The sequence below is a fragment of the Pseudomonadota bacterium genome, from assembly GCA_039028155.1.
In the GTDB taxonomy this organism is placed as follows: domain Bacteria; phylum Pseudomonadota; class Alphaproteobacteria; order SP197; family SP197; genus JANQGO01.
Map to the genome: position 1 here is coordinate 16,549 of JBCCIS010000006.1, position 23,111 is coordinate 39,659.

General features: G+C 61.5%; 25 protein-coding genes. 7 read left to right on the top strand and 18 right to left on the bottom strand.

All coding sequences use genetic code 11. From position 1 onward, the window contains the following. Positions 1–102 precede the first annotated feature (102 nt). Positions 103–765: an Eco29kI family restriction endonuclease gene (locus AAF563_04660; GenBank protein ID MEM7120545.1), complete on the top strand. Its 663-nt coding sequence runs from the start codon at positions 103–105 to the stop codon at positions 763–765. On the opposite strand, the gene AAF563_04665 is transcribed toward AAF563_04660, so the two are convergent. From AAF563_04665 to AAF563_04675, 3 genes are all read right to left on the bottom strand, one after another. Continuing rightward, positions 749–1,912 carry a DNA cytosine methyltransferase gene (locus AAF563_04665; protein ID MEM7120546.1) on the bottom strand — a complete coding sequence of 388 codons (1,164 nt, stop codon included), beginning with the start codon at positions 1,910–1,912 and terminating at the stop codon, positions 749–751. The two genes, AAF563_04660 and AAF563_04665, sit on opposite strands and share 17 nt — an antisense overlap. Then, positions 1,912–2,325 (bottom strand): DNA mismatch endonuclease Vsr, encoded by a 414-nt coding sequence (gene vsr / locus AAF563_04670; GenBank protein ID MEM7120547.1) that lies wholly within the window; start codon positions 2,323–2,325, stop codon positions 1,912–1,914. The genes AAF563_04665 and vsr overlap by 1 nt, the downstream gene beginning before the upstream one ends. A 292-nt stretch (positions 2,326–2,617) precedes the next feature. Next, the gene (locus tag AAF563_04675) at positions 2,618–2,932 is read right to left on the bottom strand and encodes a hypothetical protein (GenBank protein ID MEM7120548.1); all 315 of its coding nucleotides are present in this window, start codon (positions 2,930–2,932) and stop codon (positions 2,618–2,620) included. A gap of 163 nt (positions 2,933–3,095) precedes the next feature. Between AAF563_04675 and AAF563_04680 the strand changes: the two genes are divergently transcribed. Then, positions 3,096–3,428 (top strand): ribbon-helix-helix protein, CopG family, encoded by a 333-nt coding sequence (locus AAF563_04680; protein MEM7120549.1) that lies wholly within the window; start codon positions 3,096–3,098, stop codon positions 3,426–3,428. Between the two features lie 45 nt (positions 3,429–3,473). Here the strand turns inward: AAF563_04680 and AAF563_04685 are convergent, their stop codons facing one another. Further along, positions 3,474–3,713 carry a helix-turn-helix transcriptional regulator gene (locus AAF563_04685; GenBank protein MEM7120550.1) on the bottom strand — a complete coding sequence of 80 codons (240 nt, stop codon included), beginning with the start codon at positions 3,711–3,713 and terminating at the stop codon, positions 3,474–3,476. A gap of 72 nt (positions 3,714–3,785) precedes the next feature. Between AAF563_04685 and AAF563_04690 the strand changes: the two genes are divergently transcribed. After that, positions 3,786–4,310: a hypothetical protein gene (locus AAF563_04690; protein MEM7120551.1), complete on the top strand. Its 525-nt coding sequence runs from the start codon at positions 3,786–3,788 to the stop codon at positions 4,308–4,310. Between the two features lie 121 nt (positions 4,311–4,431). On the opposite strand, the gene AAF563_04695 is transcribed toward AAF563_04690, so the two are convergent. The 3 genes from AAF563_04695 to AAF563_04705 all read right to left on the bottom strand — a co-directional run bounded on the left by AAF563_04695 (position 4,432) and on the right by AAF563_04705 (position 5,623). Then, entirely contained in the window at positions 4,432–4,704 is a 273-nt protein-coding gene (locus tag AAF563_04695) for a hypothetical protein (GenBank protein MEM7120552.1), read from the bottom strand. 110 nt (positions 4,705–4,814) lie between these two features. Further along, positions 4,815–5,072, bottom strand: a complete 258-nt coding sequence (locus AAF563_04700) for a hypothetical protein (protein MEM7120553.1) — start codon at positions 5,070–5,072, stop codon at positions 4,815–4,817. Next, positions 5,069–5,623: a hypothetical protein gene (locus AAF563_04705; protein MEM7120554.1), complete on the bottom strand. Its 555-nt coding sequence runs from the start codon at positions 5,621–5,623 to the stop codon at positions 5,069–5,071. The genes AAF563_04700 and AAF563_04705 overlap by 4 nt, the downstream gene beginning before the upstream one ends. Positions 5,624–6,266: 643 nt before the next feature. On the opposite strand from AAF563_04705, the gene AAF563_04710 reads away from it, so the two are divergent. Next, the gene (locus AAF563_04710; GenBank protein ID MEM7120555.1) at positions 6,267–7,313 is read left to right on the top strand and encodes a YaaC family protein; all 1,047 of its coding nucleotides are present in this window, start codon (positions 6,267–6,269) and stop codon (positions 7,311–7,313) included. A gap of 46 nt (positions 7,314–7,359) precedes the next feature. Here the strand turns inward: AAF563_04710 and AAF563_04715 are convergent, their stop codons facing one another. After that, positions 7,360–7,695, bottom strand: coding sequence for a hypothetical protein (locus AAF563_04715; GenBank protein ID MEM7120556.1), 336 nt, complete (start codon positions 7,693–7,695; stop codon positions 7,360–7,362). After that, positions 7,682–8,170, bottom strand: a complete 489-nt coding sequence (locus AAF563_04720; protein ID MEM7120557.1) for a hypothetical protein — start codon at positions 8,168–8,170, stop codon at positions 7,682–7,684. Before AAF563_04720 ends, AAF563_04715 begins: the two co-directional genes overlap by 14 nt. Before the next feature lie 925 nt (positions 8,171–9,095). On the opposite strand from AAF563_04720, the gene AAF563_04725 reads away from it, so the two are divergent. Then, a complete protein-coding gene (locus AAF563_04725) occupies positions 9,096–9,914 on the top strand; it encodes a hypothetical protein (protein MEM7120558.1) in 819 nt (272 codons plus the stop codon). Here the strand turns inward: AAF563_04725 and AAF563_04730 are convergent. From AAF563_04730 to AAF563_04755, 6 genes are all read right to left on the bottom strand, one after another. Next, on the bottom strand, positions 9,903–11,690 hold the full coding sequence (locus AAF563_04730; GenBank protein ID MEM7120559.1) for a phage/plasmid primase, P4 family: 1,788 nt from the start codon (positions 11,688–11,690) through the stop codon (positions 9,903–9,905). The genes AAF563_04725 and AAF563_04730 overlap by 12 nt on opposite strands. Further along, positions 11,683–11,916 (bottom strand): helix-turn-helix domain-containing protein, encoded by a 234-nt coding sequence (locus AAF563_04735; GenBank protein ID MEM7120560.1) that lies wholly within the window; start codon positions 11,914–11,916, stop codon positions 11,683–11,685. Before AAF563_04735 ends, AAF563_04730 begins: the two co-directional genes overlap by 8 nt. A gap of 201 nt (positions 11,917–12,117) precedes the next feature. Beyond that, complete coding sequence (locus tag AAF563_04740) at positions 12,118–12,450, bottom strand: hypothetical protein (GenBank protein MEM7120561.1); 333 nt, start codon at positions 12,448–12,450, stop codon at positions 12,118–12,120. Beyond that, entirely contained in the window at positions 12,447–12,653 is a 207-nt protein-coding gene (locus tag AAF563_04745; GenBank protein MEM7120562.1) for a helix-turn-helix domain-containing protein, read from the bottom strand. Before AAF563_04745 ends, AAF563_04740 begins: the two co-directional genes overlap by 4 nt. Before the next feature lie 319 nt (positions 12,654–12,972). Further along, positions 12,973–13,419: a HEPN domain-containing protein gene (locus AAF563_04750; GenBank protein MEM7120563.1), complete on the bottom strand. Its 447-nt coding sequence runs from the start codon at positions 13,417–13,419 to the stop codon at positions 12,973–12,975. A gap of 323 nt (positions 13,420–13,742) precedes the next feature. After that, positions 13,743–14,897, bottom strand: a complete 1,155-nt coding sequence (locus AAF563_04755; GenBank protein MEM7120564.1) for a tyrosine-type recombinase/integrase — start codon at positions 14,895–14,897, stop codon at positions 13,743–13,745. 342 nt (positions 14,898–15,239) lie between these two features. Between AAF563_04755 and AAF563_04760 the strand changes: the two genes are divergently transcribed. Then, positions 15,240–15,854 carry a biotin transporter BioY gene (locus AAF563_04760; GenBank protein MEM7120565.1) on the top strand — a complete coding sequence of 205 codons (615 nt, stop codon included), beginning with the start codon at positions 15,240–15,242 and terminating at the stop codon, positions 15,852–15,854. Positions 15,855–15,977: 123 nt separating this feature from the next. On the opposite strand, the gene AAF563_04765 is transcribed toward AAF563_04760, so the two are convergent. Next, complete coding sequence (locus AAF563_04765; protein MEM7120566.1) at positions 15,978–16,295, bottom strand: hypothetical protein; 318 nt, start codon at positions 16,293–16,295, stop codon at positions 15,978–15,980. A gap of 183 nt (positions 16,296–16,478) precedes the next feature. Between AAF563_04765 and AAF563_04770 the strand changes: the two genes are divergently transcribed. Then, positions 16,479–18,623 (top strand): BTAD domain-containing putative transcriptional regulator, encoded by a 2,145-nt coding sequence (locus tag AAF563_04770; protein ID MEM7120567.1) that lies wholly within the window; start codon positions 16,479–16,481, stop codon positions 18,621–18,623. 21 nt (positions 18,624–18,644) lie between these two features. Here AAF563_04770 and AAF563_04775 read toward each other — a convergent pair whose 3' ends face one another. Together AAF563_04775 and AAF563_04780 are read right to left on the bottom strand one after the other, a co-directional pair. Beyond that, a complete protein-coding gene (locus tag AAF563_04775; GenBank protein MEM7120568.1) occupies positions 18,645–20,855 on the bottom strand; it encodes a cation:dicarboxylase symporter family transporter in 2,211 nt (736 codons plus the stop codon). A 36-nt stretch (positions 20,856–20,891) separates the two neighbouring features. Next, complete coding sequence (locus AAF563_04780) at positions 20,892–23,090, bottom strand: cation:dicarboxylase symporter family transporter (protein MEM7120569.1); 2,199 nt, start codon at positions 23,088–23,090, stop codon at positions 20,892–20,894. Positions 23,091–23,111: the final 21 nt, after the last annotated feature.

The window sequence follows — 23,111 nt, forward strand, 5'->3', positions numbered from 1 at the left end:
AACGATCCTAGCACTCCCGAAAGACGAACTCAGTAGTGGTTCTGAAGTCGAAGAGCCGGCTGTTTTGGACTCAAGGCATAATCAAGTTTAAAAACTAGGTCCATGACGACTGATGACCATCAGTACGAGCCGTTCGACCCACTAGCCGTGGACAATGTAGGGGTGACGCTTGCTGTCGAGCTACTAGAACAACCGCTGCACCCCATGCCACCTCGGGAGAGCTTTGCTGGCGCCGGCGTCTACGCTCTCTACTACTGTGGAGACAATCCTGCTTATGCTTCCCTCGTAGATCTCGACAGTAGTCGCTTCAAGTATCCGGTCTACATTGGTAAGGCGGCGGGCGAGAGCGCGAAGCAGGGGTTCAATCCCCAGACCAGCGGTGCAAAAAAGCTCTACAACCGCATTCGCAATCACGCCTCATCGATAGAGGAAGTTGAGAACCTCAGCTTGTCCGACTTTCGGTGCCGGTTCCTCGTACTCAACGATGCCTACATCGCGCTTGCGGAGTCGGTGATGATCAGGGTCTTCCGTCCACCGTGGAACGGCATGAGCTTCGGAAGCAAGGTTGTTGGCAAGAACCGAATGAGCGGCAAGCCTGCGCTATGGGACTCGCTTCATCCGGGAAGAGGCGGTCGTCCAGTAGGATCGGAGGAACGAGGAGAGGAGGCCGCGCAACTCATCGCTCGTCGGGTATCAGAGCTCGACTCAGAGCCAGACGATCCTGTTGTCCGTCGGATGTACGAACGTATCATGAGTTTTGTGTGAGTCGCCTCCGGACGCTCTCGGCGATGACGCGAGCCAGCTCGACCGGTACGGCGTTGCCTAGTTGACGCATCGTCTCCGTCCAGGACCCGTGGAACACCATCTTGTCGGGGAACGTTTGTAAGCGCGCGGACTCGCGAACGGTGAAGTAACGTATCGAGCCGTCCGGTCGTCGCAGCATGTTCTCGCCGCCCGGAACGCCGTGAACGCCCGCCTTGAGGGTCTTGGCCGGCTCGTCAAGAGGACTGCCCGTGTGGCCGGGATAGGACCTCGCGCCGGATTGAAATGCATGATCGTGAAACCCATGCGACTTCTGAGGAGACAACTCAGGGTCCGGCAGGTCGTGGATCGCGTCGCGCACTGTCTGCCAAGGCTCGGCTCGGGGAGGCTCCTTCAGCCTAAGGGCTCGTGCCTTGCCGCGACCTCCTTCCGGCTGCTCCTTCTTGGCTACCTCATGGAGGTCCCAGTACTCACCCGATCTCCACTGGCTCCAGAGCAACGCGTCCTGACTGTGCGTCGAGTGAGGGAAGTGCCACTCGATGTTTGTGTCCGCCCTGAAGCCAACGATGAAAACCCGCTCACGACGTTGGGGCACTCCGTAGTTGGCGGCGTTCAGGACCCGCAACGTGACCCTGTACTCCAGGCCCGAGTACCTCCCATGCGTCTCGTAATCTTCCAGCCGAGACAGGTGCTTCGACCATGCCTCTCCCTTCTTGGCCACTAGGTCCGGGTGACGTAGTTGAAGGCGTATGTATTCGAGGTAATTGGCGAACGTTGTTCGGGTCAGGCCCTTGACGTTCTCGAAAACGAAGGCGCGAGGTCTCAGCGTCCGGACGGCCCTTATCGCCTGCGGGAACATGTCCCGCTCGTCTAGGTACGCTCTATGGAGGCCGCCCAAGGAGAACGGCTGGCATGGCGGTCCGCCGGTGACGAGGTCGACCGGTCCGGTGATCTGCTCGAACGCGAACTCTCGAACATCCACTTCGTGGAGCGGCCAGTCCCTGACGTGATCGAGGTCGCGTTCCTTGTTTTGGCGTATCGTATCGCAGGCCCATTTGTCCCAGTCGAGCACCGCCGCTGGCTCAAACCCAGCCTGGCTAACCCCGATACCGAGGCCACCGGCTCCGACAAAAAGCTCTACCGAACGCATTACCCAAGAAACTCCCTAATACTCTTGCGCAGCCGATCCACGTCGCGAAGCTGACACTCCCAGACCTCCAGCACATCCCATCCGAGTTCCGCCAGCCGTTTCTGGTTCTTCACGTCTCGTTCCCGATTTCCGTCCAGTTTCGGTATCCAGAATTCCAAGCGCGATTTGGGTAATCGGGCGAGAGGGCAGGCGGGGTCCGGATGCCGGTGCCAAAAACATCCATGAACGAAAATGACCTTCCGCCGCGGAGCAAACACCAAGTCGGGCGTTCCTGGGAGATCGCGCCTGTGAAGGCGGTAGCGATAGCCCATGCCGTGCACGATCCGACGCACACGCATCTCGGGCTTCGTGTCGGCGCCGCGAACGCGAGCCATACGCTCGCTGCGCTCTTTTGGCGTCAGTGAATCGACCATAATAGATATTGGGGTTCATCACCATCTCCCACACTATATCGAGATCGATCCATGGCAAACATGAGAACATTATATGAACATGTGGATAGCATTGGCGTTTGCGAATGTAAAGACGACCACGGACTTGGCGTGACAGCGAAACAAGCAGGTCTCAAGGCAGCCACTGCAGAACGAAAACTCGGCGTCCATTGATCCAGGTTGATGAAATCCTGACACTCGGGAACATCTCTAACGGAGCGATAGTAGAACGGCCCCGCACTGGACGCAGGGCCGAACTACTATCCAAGAGCCTCTACGACTGCTCGGTGGCTAAGTCCGCCCCGTGGAACCGTAAGTAGCTCCTGAATTGCTCCGCTAGCGGTCCGCTCTCGAAGGTCCGCGTCTCCTCGTCCTTGGACTGGGCCGCGCATACCGCCGCCACCTTCTCCAGCAGCAGGTCCATCGGCAAGCTGTCGGCGGCACCGTCGAGCATCTCCAATAGCGCTGCTCCGTTCAGCCACGCGTCCGTTACCGGCACCTCGCCAGCCTCTAGGTGCCCCGATACGACGTCGGTCAGGCGCTTGGTTGGTATCGTGAGCTGCGCGGTGACTTCTAGTTCGTTGATCATGGTAGGTCTCCTTGATAGTTATTTACATGTTCCTCACACACTGATACTAGATATGAGGAAGATGATACAATTGCATCATCTGATGCAGATTATTAATCAACTGGCGCATTGCGGTCAAGAAGATTCGCATAGGGTGATGCATTTTTCTAAGAGGAAGACTTGAATGGCCGCCAGGAGGATAACGGTCACCCTGCCGGAGGACGTCTACGACGCCCTGACCGCCGAGGCAGAGGAGAGCCAGCGCAAACTGAGCGACTTGGTCCGCGACGCGGTTACGCAGCTGCTCTCTGGCGATAGATGGCGATCGATAGGCGACGTGGCGGAGGAGTACATCAGGGAGGGCCTGACGAACGCGGAGGTGCTGGAGGCGGTGAGGGAGAGGTTCCCTGAGGCCCGCACGTCTATGCAGTCGGTGGCCTTCTACCGCTCGCGCCTAAGGAAGGCCGGCGAAAACGTTATGAGCGATGCCGAAGCTCGCCGTGACAGGATCACGTAGTCGGCACTCTGGCTGACCCTTCCGATCCCGTCATCGCAAGACTGCTCAAAGCTTCTTCAAAGCCTCGTCGAGCATCGGAAGCGGATCGACCCCGATCTCGCGAGCCAGCTCCAGGAACTCCACGACGTCTACGCGACGTTCATAACCCTCCACCTTCGCCACATAGGACTGGGGCTTGCCGAGGCGGTCGGCGAGCGTCTGCTGTGTGAGTCCGGCTGCGTTGCGGGCCTCCACAAGCTTCCGGATGAGTCCACGATACAAGTCTGTGTGGATCGAGCCCGTCACGCGCTTCCTCTTGAACTGAAGCGCAGAAACGACTAATCCTATTTCGGGATTATCCCAAAATGGGATTAATCGATGAACAGCGCTTCGGATGGCCTGACCACAACGCAGAAGGGGTCGATCACCGAGTACGCCGTGGCCACGGCGCTCATGCTCGGTTCGAGCGGTCGCCTGTCGGCGTTCACCCCGCTCGCCGACGACCACGGGATCGACCTCGTCGTGTTCGACAAGCAGACGGGGACAATGCTCCCGGTCCAGGTCAAGTCCTGGACAAAGGCGCCAAGCCGTCGCGGCACGGTCCAGTTCGACGTCCAGAAGACGACCTACAGCGACGGCTCGACGTCAGTTCTCATCGCCGTGCTCTTCGATCCCGCTGAAGCGTCGATCAGGATGTCCTGGCTCCTATCGCTTAGTGACGTACCCAGCGTGTCCGTCTCGCGCGCCGGGAAGTACGCCCTCACCCCGAGCGTCCGGCCGGGCTCTTCGGACCGCTACAAAGCGTTCCGGCACGACAGCGTTCAGTCGATGGTCGGGGCAGTGATCGACCATGTCGAGGGTCGACAGGGCCCGCAGCTGCGAGCGGCGGCCGAGGGCGAGTAGAGGGAAGGGGGAGCAGGACGCTTTTGTCATCCCGCCCCCCGGCGGTGCGCTTGTCGGCGGGTCAGGAGGTACCCCGCGGGTCGAGAACCCGCCTCACGCCCGTTTCGGTTCTTGATCCACGTCAGCTGATGTACGCCGCCAGCCGTGACGCGCCGGCACGTGCCGTCTGCTCTCGCTCCTGCAACTCGACGACCTTGGCGTAGGCCTGCTTCGCAACAGGGTCCTTGCTTGCCAGGTAGTGGGCCCGGCGCATGTCGCACCCCTCGCGCTCGGCGATCACCCGCACGGCCCCGTCGTACAGCTGCTCTGCGGACTCGCGTAGCTTGCGGAAGTCGTCGCCCGAGGAGGCGATTGCCTTCTCGACCGTGCGTAGTGCTGCCTTGTCCTTCTCCACGTTAGCCTCCTTGCGGCGTTGTTCCGGCTCCAACTCAAGCCTCCGATTAGGGTCCGATTCTGGTCTCCCTCGGGACGTGCCTCGCCACGCGCTTGGCGAGCGGCAATCGGTCAGATCCTCAGTGCCAGGATGGAGGTCGCGCTCGTGCCCGTGGCGAGCACCCTGGCAACACTGACCGGCAGGAGCGTGCCCGCCGGGACGCCGACGAACATCGCCGGCTCCCCGTCGGTCCCGTGGACGACCACGTCGCCCGCGCCGCCGACGTAGAGCGCGTGGGTAACGCCCGCTGCGAAGTCGGATGAGTCGTTTGGCGTGACGACCGCGAAGGTTCCATAAGGTCCCTTCAGCGCGTCCAGCGACTTCGTCATTGCTCTTCCCCCTCCGCACGCGCCGCTGACATCTTGGCTCCCTCCATCTGCGCGAGCGTCCGGCGCCGGTGTCCGTTGGCGTAGGGCACGCAGAGCAGCCCGGCGGTCCGTTCGGCCGAGGCCCAGATCCCCCAGCGCAAGTTCTGGCTCTCCTTGCGGGCGATCGCCGACCAGGACCCCGTCAGTGACCCGAGCTCGCGTCCGAGCGCCTGGTACCTGGACACCGCCGCCTCCAGGGCAATCAGCGCCTCGTCTACACCGGCGGCGGCGTGCAGCCTCTCTGCCGCGATCTCGCGGACCCGTCGGTCGCGCGCCGCAGCTGCCTCGGCCTGGGCGGCGGCACGCTCGGCGGCCTCGACCTCGTTGGCCAGCGCGATCGCGCTGCTCGCTTCGTCAATGTCCCGGAGCGCTCGTTCCCGCCGGCCGCGAAGGCGCCCGAGCTTCCGGTCGTCTGCTTCGAGCCGAGCCTGGGCGATCAGTCCCTCGACGTTTCCGAGCTCGCGGACGGCCTCGTCGCGCGTACTCGTCAGGCTCTCGACAGTCTCTTGCATCCGGTTCTCCTCGCGCGCGCTCTCGCGCACGTGTGCGTTTGATCCGACGCCGATCTTGGCGCGAGCCCGATCCGGCTGTACGCCAACGATTGTTCGGTGGGCTAGTGGCAGCCGCGTTCTGCATCGATGGATGGACGCCGCGTCAGGCTCCGGCTTGCTCTGCCTCGCGGACATAGGGCAGCGACGCGGCGAACTCTCTTTCTTCGCCTGCCAATACGGCGAGCGCGTCTTCCTTCGCTTCTAGGCTCGACCAGGGGGTGTGGACGCCTCGCGACATCTCGTCGCGGATCGACCATGCGGTCGAGCTGCGCGGTCGCCCGCTCCAGCATCTCTCGGGCCATCGCCTGCGAGTCGTCGTCGCCGTCCAGCTTCGCGACGAGCGCCGCGACCCCCGACTTCTCGGCGTTGGGCACGACGTCGTGCAGCGCTTGGAGCAGGTCGCCGACGCGGGCGCCGTCGTCCCTCTACATGACCGTCACGGTAGCGCCCTCCTGCGCCGGCCGGTCGACGGCGCTGATCTCGTCCATCTTGCGACACCTTCTCGAGCGCGTCACGACCGTTGGACGGCTGAACTCGCGGACTGTAGATTCATCGATGGGTGCGGTTGAAGTGGGGCCGCTCCCCTAAACCTGGAAGCGCGGAGATGGCAGCGCCAGAGCTAAGAATCAAGAATCGTGCCTGCTACTTCAGGAAATCGATTTCGACGCCCAGCTTGAGCAGTGAACGCGTGCTTGCGCGCGACGCGTTCGAGTTCGCGCTCCTTTGGCTGAAGCGCCACTGCAAGGAGGCCGTTCCCTACTGGGAGCAGGCACGAGCCTACTATCAGGCGAGCGGCCACCTCCCCGCAGAGTCGTCGCCATTGACGAGCTACTACTGCTTCCTTAACGCGGTGAAGGCCCTCCTGATTGTGAAGGGACAGAAGTTCTCCGATCGGCACGGCGTCAGCGGGGATTTCGAGTCTTCCAAGCGAGCGCTGGTGAACGAGCAGATAAACTTCCAAGGCGGCGGCGTGATCGCTGCGCTGTCAAGATACCTGAAGGAGGCTGAGACGGAGAACGTCTGTAACCTAAAAGATGTGCTCTCCAACCTGCCGTTCATTCACAGGGCCTTCCGGCACACGTTCACCTCGCATAGCGAGCTCTTCATCCCGGTCCGCAACGTCGTGTACCGCAAGCACCCGGACGCGAACTACGTCTGGCTGAGCGCGGATGTTGACGGTCGCTTTGCCGACGGCCGGGCGATGAGGACGCTGCCGGACGGGCTGGAGCGGGACGGCGGCTACGACGATCGCTGCGTGGTTCGCACGAAGAGGCGGGTACGGTGGCACGGGCACGGGGCAGACGACGATGAGAAGAGGCGAGCGCTCGCCCGACTGAAGACGTTCCACAGAAAGTGCCGGCGTGACTTCACGTACATCTCCGCCTCTCCAGACCTTTGGTACATAAAGAGGTCCATCTCGGGAGCCAAGTCCATAAAGAGGTACAACCTGACACTGATAATCGCGGCGATGCACCGGCTGAGCGAGCTGTCCAGGTACGATCCAAAGGGCCTCAAGCTCTACCTGGAGGGAAAGGACAACTGGCTCCTGACCGAGTTCATTGAACTCTCGCCTATTCAGTTCGTGGACGAACTCGTCTGTGAAATGACGTCCCTTGAGTTCTCGGTTCCCGGCGTGCGGCCCAGGGGCTGACGATGGCCGATCGGAGCCGGGCGCTGGACCGACGGGACTGCAGCGGTCAGGCGTCCTCGTAGTACGGAGTTCTGCGGACGTGCTCCGCCAGGCGCAAGAGGTCAGAGCACTCGGCGTCCTCCGCCCTCTCGGCGCGGTCGAGCAGCGCGGCCAGCGCCTCGTCGCGCACGGCCGCGCTCTCCCAAGGGACGGGCTCGCGGCCCTCGTCGACCTCGGCGGCCAGGCCGTCGTGGGGGTCGTACACGTGGCCGAGGACGACCCTCACCGCGAGATAGCGGTCGGCGAACGGCAGCACGGCCACCCCGCCGGGCGCGACGTAGACCACGTGGAAGGTACCGCGCGGGTCGGGCGGCCGAACGTTCTCCAGGTCACGCATCGTCATCGGTGGCCTCCTCGAACTCCGCGTCCACGGCGTCCGCGGCGGGCATCACGAGCCGAGGCGCTGGCGGCAGCGCGCCTTGGACGTGGTTGTTGACCTGGACGGCCGTGACGGGCGCGCCGTCCTCGGTGCGCATCGTCTTGTCCATCAGCTTCATGAGCACGCGCGGGTCGACGTGGCGGGTCTCGAAGCGCATCACCGGCTCGAAGTCGTCGTCCAGGACGACCTCGTCGGTGATCGGGTCGCGCGCCGGCACCCAGCCGCCCACGCCCAGAGCGCAGGCGGTCTCCACGACGCGCTCGCGCAGACCCTGCCGCGCGACGTCGAGGGCGACGTCCCACCGCCTCGCCAGCTCGGGGTCATCGCGCCACCCGTAGGCGGTCATCCTGTTGATGCCGAGCGTTCGCGCCGCCTCCGACACGTTGCCCGTCTCCATCAGGAGGCCGATGAACTCGTCCCTTACGCTAGCCGGAAGCATCGAACTCTCCCTCGCACTGTGCCCAGCCCGGTGCTCGGCGCGGCCCGCGCGGCCCAAGCCCATGGCGCGGCTCGCGTTCCGCAGGCGGCGACATCCGATCGACAGTTAGACGCTCCGTTTCGCGCGCGTTTCTGGAAATCTCGGGCAGCGCCGTCTCGAACAACTCGGAAGCCAAGATGATGCGTTTGCACGGTAGCGCATGCCAACGTTGATCGGTTTGATAGTTTTCCAGCAGGGCCAAGGGGACAACGCCACGCCTAAAGTGACACCGTCACGTGACGTCCAAGCTATTGTTCCGTATGTCTCTTTGACGATTCTTCTGAGTCATGTGACAACAGAAAGCTCTTTGTACTTCAGCAAGGGTAATGGAAGTCTTCGTAAGGAGACGATTGTGCGTTGTGGCGTTGATCGTTGTCATGTGACGGCAATTTGGCTGAGTGCTGGATCAAGAAGCAATTCGACTACAATGCGTTAGACGTCACACGATAGCAAAGTGACGCGTCACTCAATCGCTCGATACAGCTCCGCCGGGTTTATGGTGAGCAACGAGGACTAAAGCTGAGGGACAATTCTTATGGGAGAAGGAAGGCGTTTAAGTAGAGAAGAGTTGCATAGGCTAGTCTGGTCGACGCCCATGAGCCGATTGGCATCCGAGTATGGGCTGTCAGGAAATGGTCTAGCGAAGATCTGTAGACGGCTTGATGTACCGTATCCTCCGCGAGGCTTCTGGGCCAAAAAGGAGGCTGGTAAGCCGACTGTCGAAACTCAGCTTCCAGAGCGCGGGTCAGATGTACCGGCGAGCATCGAGATTTCGCCGACTCCGCCTCGACCACAAAGGTCCGCACCCATCGAGGAGGTGGTCGAAAAGGCGTCGACCGAGGCGAGCACTGTAGCTGTACCCGACACACTTCGTAGCCTTCATCCAATGGTTCAGGCGTGGATCGCAGATCACAGACGGCAGCAGAAGGAACAGAAACAGCGTGCGCGCGACCGATGGTCGTGGAGCCCCAAGCCTCTTGGCGATCTCACGGAGCGCGACAAATATCGTTTTAGAGTTACGAGTGCTCTTCTCAAAGCCATCGAGAAAGCAGGCGGCGAGGTGATGGATGCGTCTATCGCAGGAAAGCTGAAGTTGAGGGTATCGGGCGAGGAAGTGAAGTGCGTGATCGTCGAAAAGATGACCCGTCCCCTAAAACCGCCGCAGGGTGATGCCGCGAGTTGGACTGCCTTTCCGAACCATCACCAGACCGGACTGTATCCCACTGGCTTTCTCCGCGTCGAGATTACGACCTACCTTGGCGAGGGCAGCAAGCGCAGGTGGATTGAGACCACGAACAGAAAGGTCGGCGCACTTCTCTCTGCGATAGTGGGTGAGTTAATTGCGGCCGGGCCTGTCCTCGTTGATTTGCGCCGCAAGAGAGAGGAACAACGGCGCAGATGGCAACAAGAGGCTGAGCAACGCTACGAACGTCAGAGACTGGCGAAACAGGATGCTGAGAGATGGACAAGATTTCGAGATTTGGCGGAAGTCTGGGATCAGTGTGAGCGGGTCGATCGCTTTCTGGATCAGATTAGAGTTCGTTTGGTGGAAGATGATCAAGCCGAGATTGCCGGAAAGTCCTTAGAGCAGTGGCTTTCCTGGGCGGAAGCTAAGCGGACTTCGATGGATCCATTTTCCGGCTCCGTCGAAGATCTGTTTAACAGAGTCGTTCACGCACCTGAGCCCAGTCGATCAGTCCTCTAGGTTTGGGACGACAGCTGATACGCCGGAAAGTCCATAGACCCGTTTGGCTTCGCGTCGCCTCTGCGTGGATTTGACGCCCCGCACACCTGCCCTGATGTCATGCGCAAGGTCGGTCTGGTTCCTGATCTCGGCCCTGCTAAGTCCCTCTTTGTATGCCCAGTCCCTATAAGCCGGGTATACGACGGACATCGGCACAAAGTCAGCATCATTACCGGTGACAGTCAGTCTTGCCTCAGCAAACCTGAGTGCGGGCGATTGCGATCGCGCGGCGTCGTCGACTTCAGCGCGGCCGAGCTCTCCCACGGTAAACTGAAAACCGTTCGACCGCAGACGCAAGAGTCCACCAATGGCCCAATTGGCGATGCCACTCAACTCGGCCCTTAGCTTCTCGCCCATGTGCCTGTCTTCATGCCCCCTGAAGGTCCTTTCAAATCGGATGATGAGCATACGTGCTGCAAGAGCACCGCTCTCATCAATGAACTTTGGCTGACGATTGCTCGTGATCACAATACGTACTCTGAGCGTGGCGTTTACGATCGACAGGTTCTTCCGGTTTACCGAGACCTCGTCACCGCCAGTGATGCTCTTTATTCGCTCCAGCGCGGCTGCTCGATTTCTAGTTGGCGTGTCGTGCGCGTCAGGCACGATCACCAAGCGCTTGTCCAGAAAACTCTGCATGCCAAAGTCCGAGCCGAGGTCTGGCATCATTGCGGACGTGGCGTGTTGTCTCCCGATAAGGTCGCGCAGCACATTGTGCGCTGTCGACTTGCCCGAACGAGTTACGCCCATGAAGTTCATGAAGTGGTGCGCGCAAATGTCGGGAGTTAGACAGTAGCCAAACCACTCCTGAAGCGCAGGGTGGAACGACGGATCGAGCGTCTCGTCCAGCCACCGCATCCAGGTCGGACACTCGGCGAACGGCTCGTAGTCGTGGTCCGGCAGTCCGGTCGCGAAGTATCGACCATCGTGCGGGATCAGCTTGCCGGTCATCACGTTCAGCAGGCCATTACGGAACAGGACAAGATCCTCTGGGTCGGGTTCCGATCCGTCAGGCTCCAGCCATTCGAAGGGGCTCGCGCTCACGACTGCTATCTGGTGTACGCCCTTCACGATCTTGGCGACGTGGTCGACGTCGAGGAAGTCCGTTGGGTCGGTCTCGCGCACTTCCGCTGCGAGCATGTCGTCCGACATCTCGGCCCAAGCACCGCTGTCAAAGGAGAAGAGCGTGCCGCTAGATGAGATGATCGGCGCTGGTCGACGGGCGAGGAACAGACGTGCATTCTTAGCGCCGTGCTTTTGCTCAAAGACGATCTTTACGGGCCAAGGCTCTTCAGCGGCTTCAACCCTGCATCGCTCCAGGGCGTCCCGCCTTGGCCTGTCAGCCCACGCCGTCAGTTCGTCGGCCAATCCCTCCCATTGCCTTGCCGCCAGTTCTATGCGGTCTGGATGATTGTCGGAGAGTCGAAAGTCAAATGCCAAGTCTCTGTAGCGTTCGGCCTCCTCTCGCGCGATCTGCTGGAGGTCGTCGGCAGGCGTCGCTTCCTCCCACCAAGTAGCCACACACTCGTCGAGCTCGAAGGGTTCTCGTCCCGCTTGGTGCAGGCAGTGTGCGACGAAGGCCAGTGTCATCGCCTTGGCACCGTCGACACCGGCAGACGCTTGGCATAGCGACCGGACCAATCGCTCATAGCCGATTGCTCCAGGATCGATGCAAGAGAGGAACTCGAGCATGTCGGCGCCGTCGTAAGTCAGCGGGTGCATCTGAGGGTCAGCCATCGGACTTCTCCCTCTCTGCAAGGAACGCCTCGACGTCCGAGCGCCGGTAGAAGACGTACTGGCCCCGCTTGTAGAAGCGCGGGCTGCGGCCCTTCGGCCTGTAGTCCCTCAGGGTGTCGGGGGTGAGGCCGAGAACTCGCGCGGCCTCCGCGTTAGTCAGCCACTCCCGCTCGAAGTCGTCGAACGAGGGGCCACTGTCGCCCCCTGTCGCGTCATTCTTGTTCATGTGCGATTGCTCCTTCTTGCTTTCGCGCAGATCATTCCTTCAATGGGCGTCCCACGGCCCGCCGCATCACCCGCGGCGGGCCGACTCACATAAGAGGGGCACTCACTCTTCGCATATAGTGATGCATATAACTAAACCAATCAGCCTTGAAAGTCGAGTCTTTTGTACTTTGCAGTGCCGGGCCGGTGATTGATGCCAGCGTCAGTGCTCAACGGCGCCCGCCAGCTCCTTGGCCCACCCGACCGTCTCCCGGTCGGCGAGGTCGCTCGGCGTCGCGTTTCGGAAGAACGCCTCGGCGTCTTCCGCGTAGAAGGTCCCGCCATAGACCGGGAACTTTCCGTAGACGCCCACCAGGGCCTCGCGCACCAGCCAGTGGTCGGGCCGCAGCCCGAGCTCGCGCGCCGCCAGCGCAACGCGGTCGACTATGTGATCCTCGCCGCGCCCCTCGGCCAGCTCGATCATGCCGACGAACGCGTCGTAGTCCTCGATCGGCCAGTCGTTGACGTGGCCCTCCGGCCGGGATCGCGAGGTCATCGGCCGTTCTCCCCGCGCACGAACGCGTCGACGTCGTCAACGTGGTACCGGACCAGTCGCTTGTTGAGGACGTGGTACCGGGGCCCCTGGCCCTTGCAGCGCCAGATGGCGAGGGACTTGGGCGAGTTTCCAAGGTAGGCCGCAGCCTCTTCTGTATTGAGCCACGGCGACGTGAAGGTCGGCCTCACAGCGGTATCGAGCATGCGCACGTCCTCAGGCAGCCGCCGCGATCAACACGGCGGACAGTGGGTCTCAATTTCACTGTCATCACTGTCTGAAGGTGCCCACGGCTTTGCCGCTGGAACCTGTGGGCGCATATCTGCACCTATCTGAATAATATCAGGTGCTGTGCGCCGGGGGATACCAACGAGTACGCCGCAGTCCGGGGCACGGCCCAATGGCCGCTGGGCCACCGCTCATCCGGGTACGGATCGCGTCGTTAGTTCACCCGAGAGCGGACGTTCAGGCGTGTCATCCGGATGTCTGCTCTTGACCCTAACCAGACATTCGAATCAACAGCGATTATCTAGGCGTCCGATCAAACTCTTTAATCACCGACGACAACGCTTCGTTGAACTCGCCGTCTGGAAACCTGGCACTGGAAAGCTCGTGCACGTATCGCCATTCGACGAACGCGTCACTGTTGGAATCCAGTATCGATCGCAAACCTGGACGAATGGGCGAAAGGCCTCGGCAAGGGTGCGGGATCTCCGGATGTGCACTCTCAAGACGGGTCCGCGTTTCTTCGTTCAGTCCGTCGAACAATTTCAGAAGATCGTGCGTTTTCGGTATATCACTATCCTTGTTCTCCTTGGCCCACCAAGCTTTGAGGGCCAGTTCCATTGCGAAAGCTGCAAGTACTGGGCGAGCGATGAACTGTCCCTCAAAGAGGGCGGCGTTTGAGGAGGGATCAACGCTGTTTCCAAACGATCTTATGAGTTCCTGCAGAGCGCGAGCAGAGAACATCATCGAGGCTGAGTCCGAGTTTTTTCGCTTTGGAGAAGTCATCAATTGATTTCGTGACGTATCCGTTTTTTGGTTCCTGATACAGTAGACCTTCGGCGATCAGCAATGCTAGCCGGAGTAGGCCCAAAGCCGCGATCCGGCAGCTTTCTAATCAACGACCGCCGCGCGCCCAACTCGTTGGTTCGGTGAAGCACAGCCATAGTCCAGATCGGGCCCAAAGCGGATGTGATCGCTGGCAGTGGCATTTTCTGGTTATGGCTAATCTCAGACAAGCGAAGCGGCGACCGGGTTGTCTGGAATGCGTTCAACAACCGACGTGCGGTTCACTAGCCGGCCGCGGTCCTTCGCTGGGACGAAGACCCAACACCGCAACGAGCCAGAACCAGCGCCTCGAACCGCTCCGCCCAGGGCCGCAGGTGCTCGACGAGGTGCTCGGGATGGACGTAGCTGCCCGTCGCGCCCGGCAGCTTGTGTCCCAGCAGCAATGCTGACTCCGCGTATGGCACGCCTGCCGCGATCAGGAGGGTGCGCGCGTGGTGCCGGTACTCGTGTGGGCTCGGCAGGCCCTGCTCCCTGGCGTTCACGACGTGGCCCGAGCTGCTCGTCGCCGACGGCCACAGCCACTCGCTTCGCAGCGGCTCGTCGTCCTCCATCCGGATCCTTAGCATCTCGACGAGGAACGGTCCGGCGGGGAACAGCATCTCGCCGTGGGTCTTCATGTGGCGGAAGTTGACGACGCCGTTCTCCGCATCCACGTCGCCGCGCTCGAGCGTCAGGACCGACGTCTTTCGGGCGCCGGTCAGCATCATCGCCCTGTGCAGGTCGCGGCGCGCCGGGCCCAGCCGCCCCGTCCTGTCCCACCACCTCTCGAGGTCGAGCGGCGCGACCGTCCTCGGCTTCGGCGCAGGGAAGCGCACCGCCTCGACGGGGTTCGGGCCTATCGTCTCGTCGATCCTTCGCGCTGTGTTTATGACTGCCCTGAGAGAGCGCATCACGCCGGACGCGGTGGTCTGGCCGCTGTTGGTCCTGATGCGCTCGTAGACCTCTCGGACGTCTGCCCGGCTGATGTCGGCCACCGCGCGGCGCCGAAGAGTCCTGAGGTACTTCTCTATGTGGTAGCGGTAGTCCCTGACGGTCACCGGCCGCAGCTCGCGCTCCGCAAGGTGGGCATCGTACGCCTCGGCCAGGGTCATGCCGGTCTCGGCCGGCCTCGCGGTCGGGTCCACGCCGGACTGGATCGTCGACATGATCTCCCGGGCGCGCCTGCGCGCCTCGCGCAGCCCGATCCTGTCGACGCGGTCGATCTTTACGCGGACGGTCCGGACGTGTCGCCCGTTCCGGCGGACGTCGCCCTGGACCGCGTAGGTCTTCGTCGTCCGGTGGCAGATGACCATGAGGCCCTTGGCCTGCTCGTCGCGGTAAATGCCGCTGCCGAGCGGCAGGCTCCTTATCCTGGCCTCGGTGAGGTTGATGACAGGCATGTGGGCGACCTCCTTGAAACACCGTTGCAAGCACCGAAAGCGCGTAGTTCCCGGTAGGTGGGAACAGGCGGTACGAGGTCGATGTTGTCGTGGATCTAGGGGGTCGCGAACCCTGATTAGCCTGGATACAGCCCGGTAGGTGTTCCGTGACCGAGTTAGGAATCCTGTGCTCTATCCAGCTGAGCTACGGGCGCGTGAGCGATGGGATAGCAGAATCCGAAAGGTGGTGCCAGGTGGGCCGGCCGGCCTTTGGTGCGCCCCGGCCCCTAATCGGTCCTTGCGTTGCCGACGGCGCCTGGTCTATCTGAGCGGCCGCCGCCGCGTTCAACCTTAGGATGTGCCATGACAGTTTCCACCGGGGCCCGCTCCCTGATCGATACGCTTGTTCCCCATGAACGCGCCCGGCGGCTTGCCTGGTATGCGCTGCTTGCCCTGCTCGGCACGGCCGTGCTGGCGCTCTCGGCCAAGGTCAAGGTGCCGCTGTGGCCGGTCGATGCGTCGCTGCAGACGCTGGCGCTGTTCACCATCGCCGCGGCGTTCGGGCGGCGGCTCGCCGTCGCCACGTTGGTGCTCTATCTCGTGGAGGGCGCGCTCGGTCTGCCGGTGTTTCAGGGGACGCCCGAGCGTGGCATCGGCCTTGCCTACATGGTCGGACCGACCGGCGGGTATCTGATCGGTTTCGTGTTGGCCGCCTACATGGTCGGTTGGGCGGCCGACAAGGGGTGGGACCGTCGTCCTTTTCGCCTGTTCGGCGTGATGCTCGTGGCCGAGCTCGTGCTGCTGGCGCTGGGCGCGCTCTGGCTCGCTTACCTCTTCGGCTTCGACAAGGCCTTCGCCTACGGTGTCGGACCCTTCATCGTGACCGATCTTATCAAGATCGCGCTTGCCGCCGCCATCGTGCCGGCGCTGTGGCGCCTGGTGCGCCACCTGCGCCCCACAGCAACCGACGATACCTGAATAGCTCCCCGCTCACGCGGACCGGTGATGCCGAGCAGATCGCCAGTCCGCCTTGGCTGAAGGCGAGAGATTCCCGGGGCGCCCGTCAGCGCGGCGCCCCGGGATCAGCGCCGTCAAGCGCCATCACACACTTAACAACGCCAAGCCAATGATGATGGCGGCCAAGCCGGCGAGCTCCTTGGACGAAAAGGACTCGCCCAGAATGAACATCGACACCAGTGCGATGAGCACGACCTCGATGCCCAGGATGGCGATGTACATGAAGCCGACGCGCTCGATCTTGAGCGCGAAGATTTCCATGGTCGCGGCACCGGCCAAGGTGAACGCGATGATGAAAAACGCGGTAAACGACGCGTTGTTTGAAAAGAGTTTCATGCCGTAGGTCGCGACGACGTAACAGACCGCCGAGCCCAAGGCCAACGACAACGCTATTGATTGCACTGATACGCTCCCTCCATCGCCCACGCCAAGGACATGGGCGACGCATCAGATCAACATGTTCGTTCGTCACGCCTGTTTGTCATGGCGTGAAAGCACCATGTTGAAGGGGCGTCGTGAATCGCCGGTGGTCTCGACCGTGAAACCATCGTTAAATCGATCGACGCCTTTGATGTGGGACGATCGTTGGATACATCGCCGCGCGATAATCCGTTGCCGACCAAGCTGCAGATCGCCTTGCTTGGCGGCTTTGCCGTGCGCCACGGCAGTGGCGACGTCATCGAGTTGAAAGGCCAGAAAGACCGCGCTCTCCTTGGCTTTCTGGCGCTATCGCCGGGCGTGCCTTGGCCGCGTGACAAGCTGGCTTCGATGCTGTGGGGCGATGCCGGAGACAAGCAGGCGCGTGACAGCTTAAAGCAGGCCTTGCTGCGCTTGCGACGTACGTTTGATGCGGTTCGTCCAGCGCCGCTTATCGCGAATCGTCAAACCATAACGCTTGCTCATGACGCCGCCATGGTTGATGTCACGGTGTTCGAAGATCTGCTCGACCAGGCGACGCTCGAGGCGAGCAAGCAGGCCGCCGACATCTATCGGGGCGATCTGCTCGACGGTGTAGAGCCGCGCAGTACCGCATTCGACGACTGGCTTATGGTCGAACGCCAGCGGCTGCGCGACAAGGCAAGCGAAGCGTTGAACCAGATGATGTCCCAGGCTCTAGCCGACGGACGGCGCGATCTCGCGATGGTCGCCGCGCGCCGTCTCCTGTCGCTTGATCCCCTGCACGAAGCGGCCTGCCGGTGCTTGATGCAAGGTTTCGCCGATCGCGGCGAGGGCGCCCAAGCGCTCAGGCTGTTCGAGACACTGAAGGAACGTCTGCAGCAAGAGTTGGCGGTCACACCAGAACGTGAGACGGTCAATCTCTATCAGGCGATACGCCATCGGCGGCACCAAGGGGTGTCGCCAGCCGCGCCGCCGGCCGATGGTTTGGTCAACGGCCTGCCTGAGGCGCCATCGATCGCCGTGCTGCCGTTCGAAAACATGAGCGCCGATTCCGACCAGGACTACTTTGCCGACGGTCTGGCCGAAGACATCATCACCGATCTCTCGCGCATTTCCGCGCTGTTCGTCGCGGCGCGCAACAGCGTCTTCACGCTGAAAGGCAGACAGTTGGACGCGCAGCAGGTCGCGCGCGCGCTCAACGTCCGTTACGTGTTGGAGGGCAGTGTGCGCAAGGCGGCCGGGCGCGTGCGTATCACCGCGCAACTGGTCGATGGTGCAACGGGTGGTCAGCTTTGGGCGCAACGTTACGACCGCAGTCTCGACGACATGTTCGCGTTGCAGGACGAGATCGCCGAGAACATTGTCGACGTGTTGTCGGCGAAACTCCTACCGGAAGAACTCAAAGGCATCGTCAGCCGGTCGACGACCAGTATGGATGCCTATCACTATTACTCTATGGGCCGTGGCTTCTACCTGCGCGGTATCGACAAGCACAGCCTGCGCATTGCCAAGGAGATGTTCGTCAAGGCGATCGAGATCGATCCCGATTATGCGATTGCGTACGCCGCCCTAGCGGTTTGCGAGTCCTATCTCTCCATGGATCTCTCGAAGAACGATCCCGATACCAGCTTCGAGAGTTGTCTGAACTTCAGCCTCCGCGCGCAACAGCTCGACCCCAATCTGGCCGAAGCTTTCGCCGCGAAAGGGCTAGCGCTCTATGTCGCGGGTCTTTACGACGAGGCGTCCGCCGAGTTCGAGCAGGCGATCCGTCTGGGCCCGCACCTGTTCGAAGCGCACTTCTTCTATGCCAGGAACTGCCATCTGCAAGGCCGGCGCGCCGAGGCGGCCGATTTGTTCGAGCGCGCGGCGGCGTTGCGACTCAACGACTTTCGGTCGCTAGGCCTGTTCTCCGAAGAATGCCAGGCGCTCGGCCGCGACGACGAGTTCCTCGCCGCGGCGCGGCGTTGCGTAGAGCGCCTGGAGCCGGAGATTGAGGCACATCCCGACAACGCCGGCGCCCTTGCGTTCGGCAGCGCGGTGCTGGCTGATCTTGGCGAGCACAAGAAGGCTCAGGACTGGGCCGACCGGGCCGTGTTGATCGGCCCGGACGACTGCATGGTCCACTACAACGTCGCACGCACGCTCGCGTTGCTTGGGCAGCACGACCGTGCGCTGGACGCGCTCGATCGCGCTTATGATTGCTCGCCGGTCTTCCAGCGGCGGCTGGCGATGTGGATGCGCTATGACGAGGACTTCGATCGTTTGCGGCTGACCGCGCGTTTCGGCGCCCTGGTCAGTCGGTTGAACCAGACCCTGGACTTACCGACTTAGGGACTGCCGTGCTGAGCGGCGTCAGCCGTCCGTGTCCCCGTCGTCGACGCCCCAGCCCAGCACGTTTTGCATGATGCTCCAGCGCGCCTCCGTGTTCTGCGGGCCAAGACCTCGCAGCCAGAAACGGGTTTGCTCGTCGTGCCAGCCAGTATCCTTGAGGTCGCGGATCAGGTCGTCGACGAAGATGCGAAGCCGCCGGCTATCCGGTGCGACGTAATAGACGTAGACGAAGGGTTCGCCCAGGTTCTCCGTCACGGCGACGGCGATGTCTTCGTTCTGCTCGGCGATTGGACGCGCCTCGTGCAACGACCAGACGGCAGCATCGATCTGGGTGAAATCGGGCAGTGTCGAGTAAGGCGGCACAACGGTAATGGTGACGTCCGGCAAGCGATGTTTGAGCCGGTGCAGAAGCGATTCTTCCTGATAGACCCCGACCGTCGCGTCGGGGAAGTTCAGGACGTCCTGGCGCGTCAGAAACTGTGAGACCTTGGTGGCATCACCAAAGAGAACGGGCACGCTTTGCGCATAGGCGTCCGAGGCGACCAGGCCGCGCAAGCGCTCCTCCGTCACGTAGAGGCCGGACGCTGCGATGTCATAGCGGCCTTCCTTTAACTCCTCATGCATGTTGTGCGGCAGGAAATCGACAAACACGATATCGACGTCAAGGGCATGGGCCAGTTCGTAGGCAAACGCGATGTCATAGCCGACGAGATTGCCCGCGCTGTTCCGGTAGACGAAAGGAATGCTGGAGTCGAAGGCGCCGACACGCAGCTCGCCGGTCCGCTGGATCCGCTCAAAGGCCGTTTCGCCGTCGGGCGCATCGCTCGCGTCGGGTGGGGGCGAGTCCATGCCTTCGTAACTCACCTTGATGTTCCGAGCGATAGAACTGGGCAGCGTGAACTCTGCATAGGACAGCGGGTGCGTCTTGTTGAGCGCGATGTCCAGTTTGCCCATACCCCAGGCACCTGCCGCCATCACCACCACGGGTATGGCCACCGTCGCCAATAGCTTCAAGGGACGCAGCTTCAGCCTGCCGTAGTAATTGAGCGTGACGAGAACGCTGACAAAGGCAATGGCGAATAACGACAGAATGATCTGCGGGTACTGCGCCAAGGTCGATGTTTCGACATAAACCTGGATCGTCTCCGGCGGCAGGGCAAGCCAACCGTCGATGAACGACAACGCGGCGACCGACGAGCCGACACTCGACAGCAGAACGACGAATGGCAGAACGATGCTGTTCATCAGATCGATTGACGTGTTGAAGTAATAGGCGGCGAACAACACGAAGAGATAGAGGAACAGCGATCCGGCGTAACAGACGACGTAGGCGATCGAGATGTTGGTCGCGATGACGTCGGCGCGGTCTTCGTCCTTGATCCCGCAGCGCTCGGCAAGGTTGCGCGTCATCTCAATGATGTAGGGCAGCGCCGCGGCAACGACAGTCGTGGCGATGGCAATCGTCAGCGCTTCCTTCAAACCTTTGACGATCTCGCGATAGGAGGCCGGCGCCAAGGCGGCGATGATGGCGGGCAGGATCCAGACCCCCAAGATCAGGCAGCCGAACGTCAAGAGGCCCAGGTAAAGGCCGATCTTGGGCAGGGAGCTGACCGGCAGGGTTCCGGCCGATGTCGCGAACAGCGCGAACGTCGCATAGGGAACCAGCTTTGCCGTCCACAGCCAGAACTGAAGGCTTGTCTTGCGGACGGTCTCCAGCATGTCCAGAAGCGAATCCTTCTGGTCGATATGCTGCAGTGCCGCGCCGAAGATAAGACAGAAGATAACGACGGCCGGCATGTGGTTCTGGCTGAGCGCGGCGAACGGATCGGAAGGAAGCAGAACGTCCAGCAACGACTCGATCGTTTGGATCTCGCTGTGGGAGGCTCGATAGACAAGCTGTTCGGCTGCCGGCAGACCAAGGGTCAACACAATGACCGTGCCAAGCGTGATGGCCCAGATTGCCACATAAGTCAGCCATCCGCGGCGGAACAGCCGCCCGGCAGTGGCCGGCGACATCGCGCCCAGTCCATGCAGCAAGGACGCGATGATATAGGGATAGACGACCGCCTGGACGAGCAAGACATACGCACTGCCGACGGGTTCCAGCACGGTCGCGTGCTCGCCAAAGAAAATGCCCGTCAGGATGCCCAGAATGCCGCCGATCAGCACCTTCACGGGCATGCTGATAGGCTCACGTTTGGGTTTTTCCGCCACGGCGCCCGACTCAGTCATAGACGTCTTCCAGCGCGCTGCCATGCCGTTGTGGCATCATGTTCCGGTCCCCGCTTCGGTCTCGTCGACACCCCACCCCAGGACATTGCGCATGATACTCCATCGCGGTTCGCGATGTTGATCGCCCAGACCCTCAAGCCAATGCTGCGCCTGGCGCTCGTGCCAGCCAATCGATTTGAGATCACGCACCAGGGTGTTGACGAAGAGATGCAGGCGCCGGCTATCTGGCGCCATGTAGTAGACATAGACAAAGGGGTCGCCCAGGTTGTCAGGGACCGAGGCCGCGACACCGTCATAGATCTTGGCCATGGCCCGTGCGCTGACCAGCGACCAGACGGCGGCGTCGACCGACGAAAAGTCGGGCAGCGAGTCATAGGGCGGCACCAAGTTGACCGAGACCTCGGGCAGGCGGTCCTTCAACCGGTTTAGAATCGAGGTTTCATGATATGTGCCCAAGGTCAGATCAGGATAAGTCTGGATCGACTCACGGGTGAGCAATTTGGACACCACATTGGTTTGTCCCAAAAGGGCCGGATCGCTTTGCAGGTAACTGTCGCTGATAATGAGTGTCCGCAGGCGATCTGGCGTGACGTAGAGGCCCGAGACAGCGATGTCGAACACGCCACTGGTCAGATGGTCGGCCAGATTTTTTGGCTGGAAGGGCACGAAGACCAGATCGACGTCCAGGGCGTGGGCCAGTTCATAGGCAAACGCGATGTCGTAGCCAACCAACTCATGGTCGTTGTTGTAGTACGAGAACGGGATGCTTGAATCGAAGATGCCAACCCGCAAGGTGCCGGTGCGTTCGATACGGGCGAACGCCGTCTCGCCGGCGGCGACATGACCGGGTACGGCCGCTTCGGTCGCGGCATCTTCGACATGAGCATGAACGTTGCGGGTGATCTGCGGTGACAACGAAAAGTCTGCGTAAGACAGTGGGTGGGTCTGGGACACACTGCGTTCCAAATAGCCGATGCCCCAGGCGCCGGCCGCCAGGACAATCAGAGGCGGCGCGATAATGCGCGCCACCTTGAACGGACGGACCTTGATCTTGCCGTAGAAGTTGAGCGTCACCAGGATGCTGACAAAGGCTAGCGACATAAGCGTCAGAATGATCTTCGGGTACTTCGCCAGCATGCCGGTTTCCAGATAGACGTGGATCGTCGTCTCCGGCATGCCGAGCCAGGAATTGATGAATTCCAGAGCCGAGACCGACGACCCGACACTGGACAACAGAATGACGATCGGCAGGACGATGCCGTCGGTCAACGAAATCGACGTGCCGAAGTAGTAGCTCATGAAAAGCACGAAGAGGTAGAGCAGCAGGCTGCCGGCTGATGCAATGACGTAGCCGATCGACAGATTGGTCGATATCAGATCGCGCCTGTTGTCATCTTCGATATTGCAGCGATCGGCCAGCTTGCGTGTCGACTCGACGATGTAAGGGATCGCCGCCGCAACGACGGATGTGGCAATCGCGATGGTCAGGCCGTCCTTCAGGTCATGCATGATTTCGCGATAGCTGGCGGGCACGAACGCCGTCAGGATGGCCGGCAGAATCCATAAAGCCAGCATCAAGCAGCAGAACAGGAGCAAGGCCAGGTAGAGGCCGATCTTGGTCAGAGAACTGAGCGGCATCGATCCCGCGGAAGCGGCAAACAGGGCAAACGTCGCATAAGGCACGAAGACGCCGATCCACCGCCAGAACTGCATGCTGGCCATGCGGACGGTCTCCAGCATGTCCAAAAAGCGATCCTTGTTGTCGACGAACTGCAAGGCCACGCCAAAGATCAGGCAAAAAATAACGACCGCCGGCATGTGGTTTTCGCTCAACGCGGAAAATGGATCGGACGGCAGCAGGACGTTCAGCAGTGAGTCGATCGACATCGAAATCGGCGGTTGCGGCGTGTAGACGTCTTGCTCCACGTGCGGCAACCCAAGCGACAGAAGGGCGGTCGCGCCGAGCACCAGAATCCATAGTCCCGTGTAGAACGGCCACCCGCGCCGGAAGAGTTTGATCGCCGTCGCCGGCGACAGGCCGCCCAAGCCGCGCAACAGCGAGGCGATGATGTAGGGATAGACGACCGCCTGGATCAGCAGAACATAGGCACTGCCAACCGGTGCCAGGAACGACGCCTCGTCGCCCAGGAACACACCGGTCGCGATCCCCAGGACACCGCCGATGAGCACCTTGAGCGGCATGCTCATGGGTTCGCGTTTGGATGCGTCCGCCATGACCAACAGCATAGTCGAAGC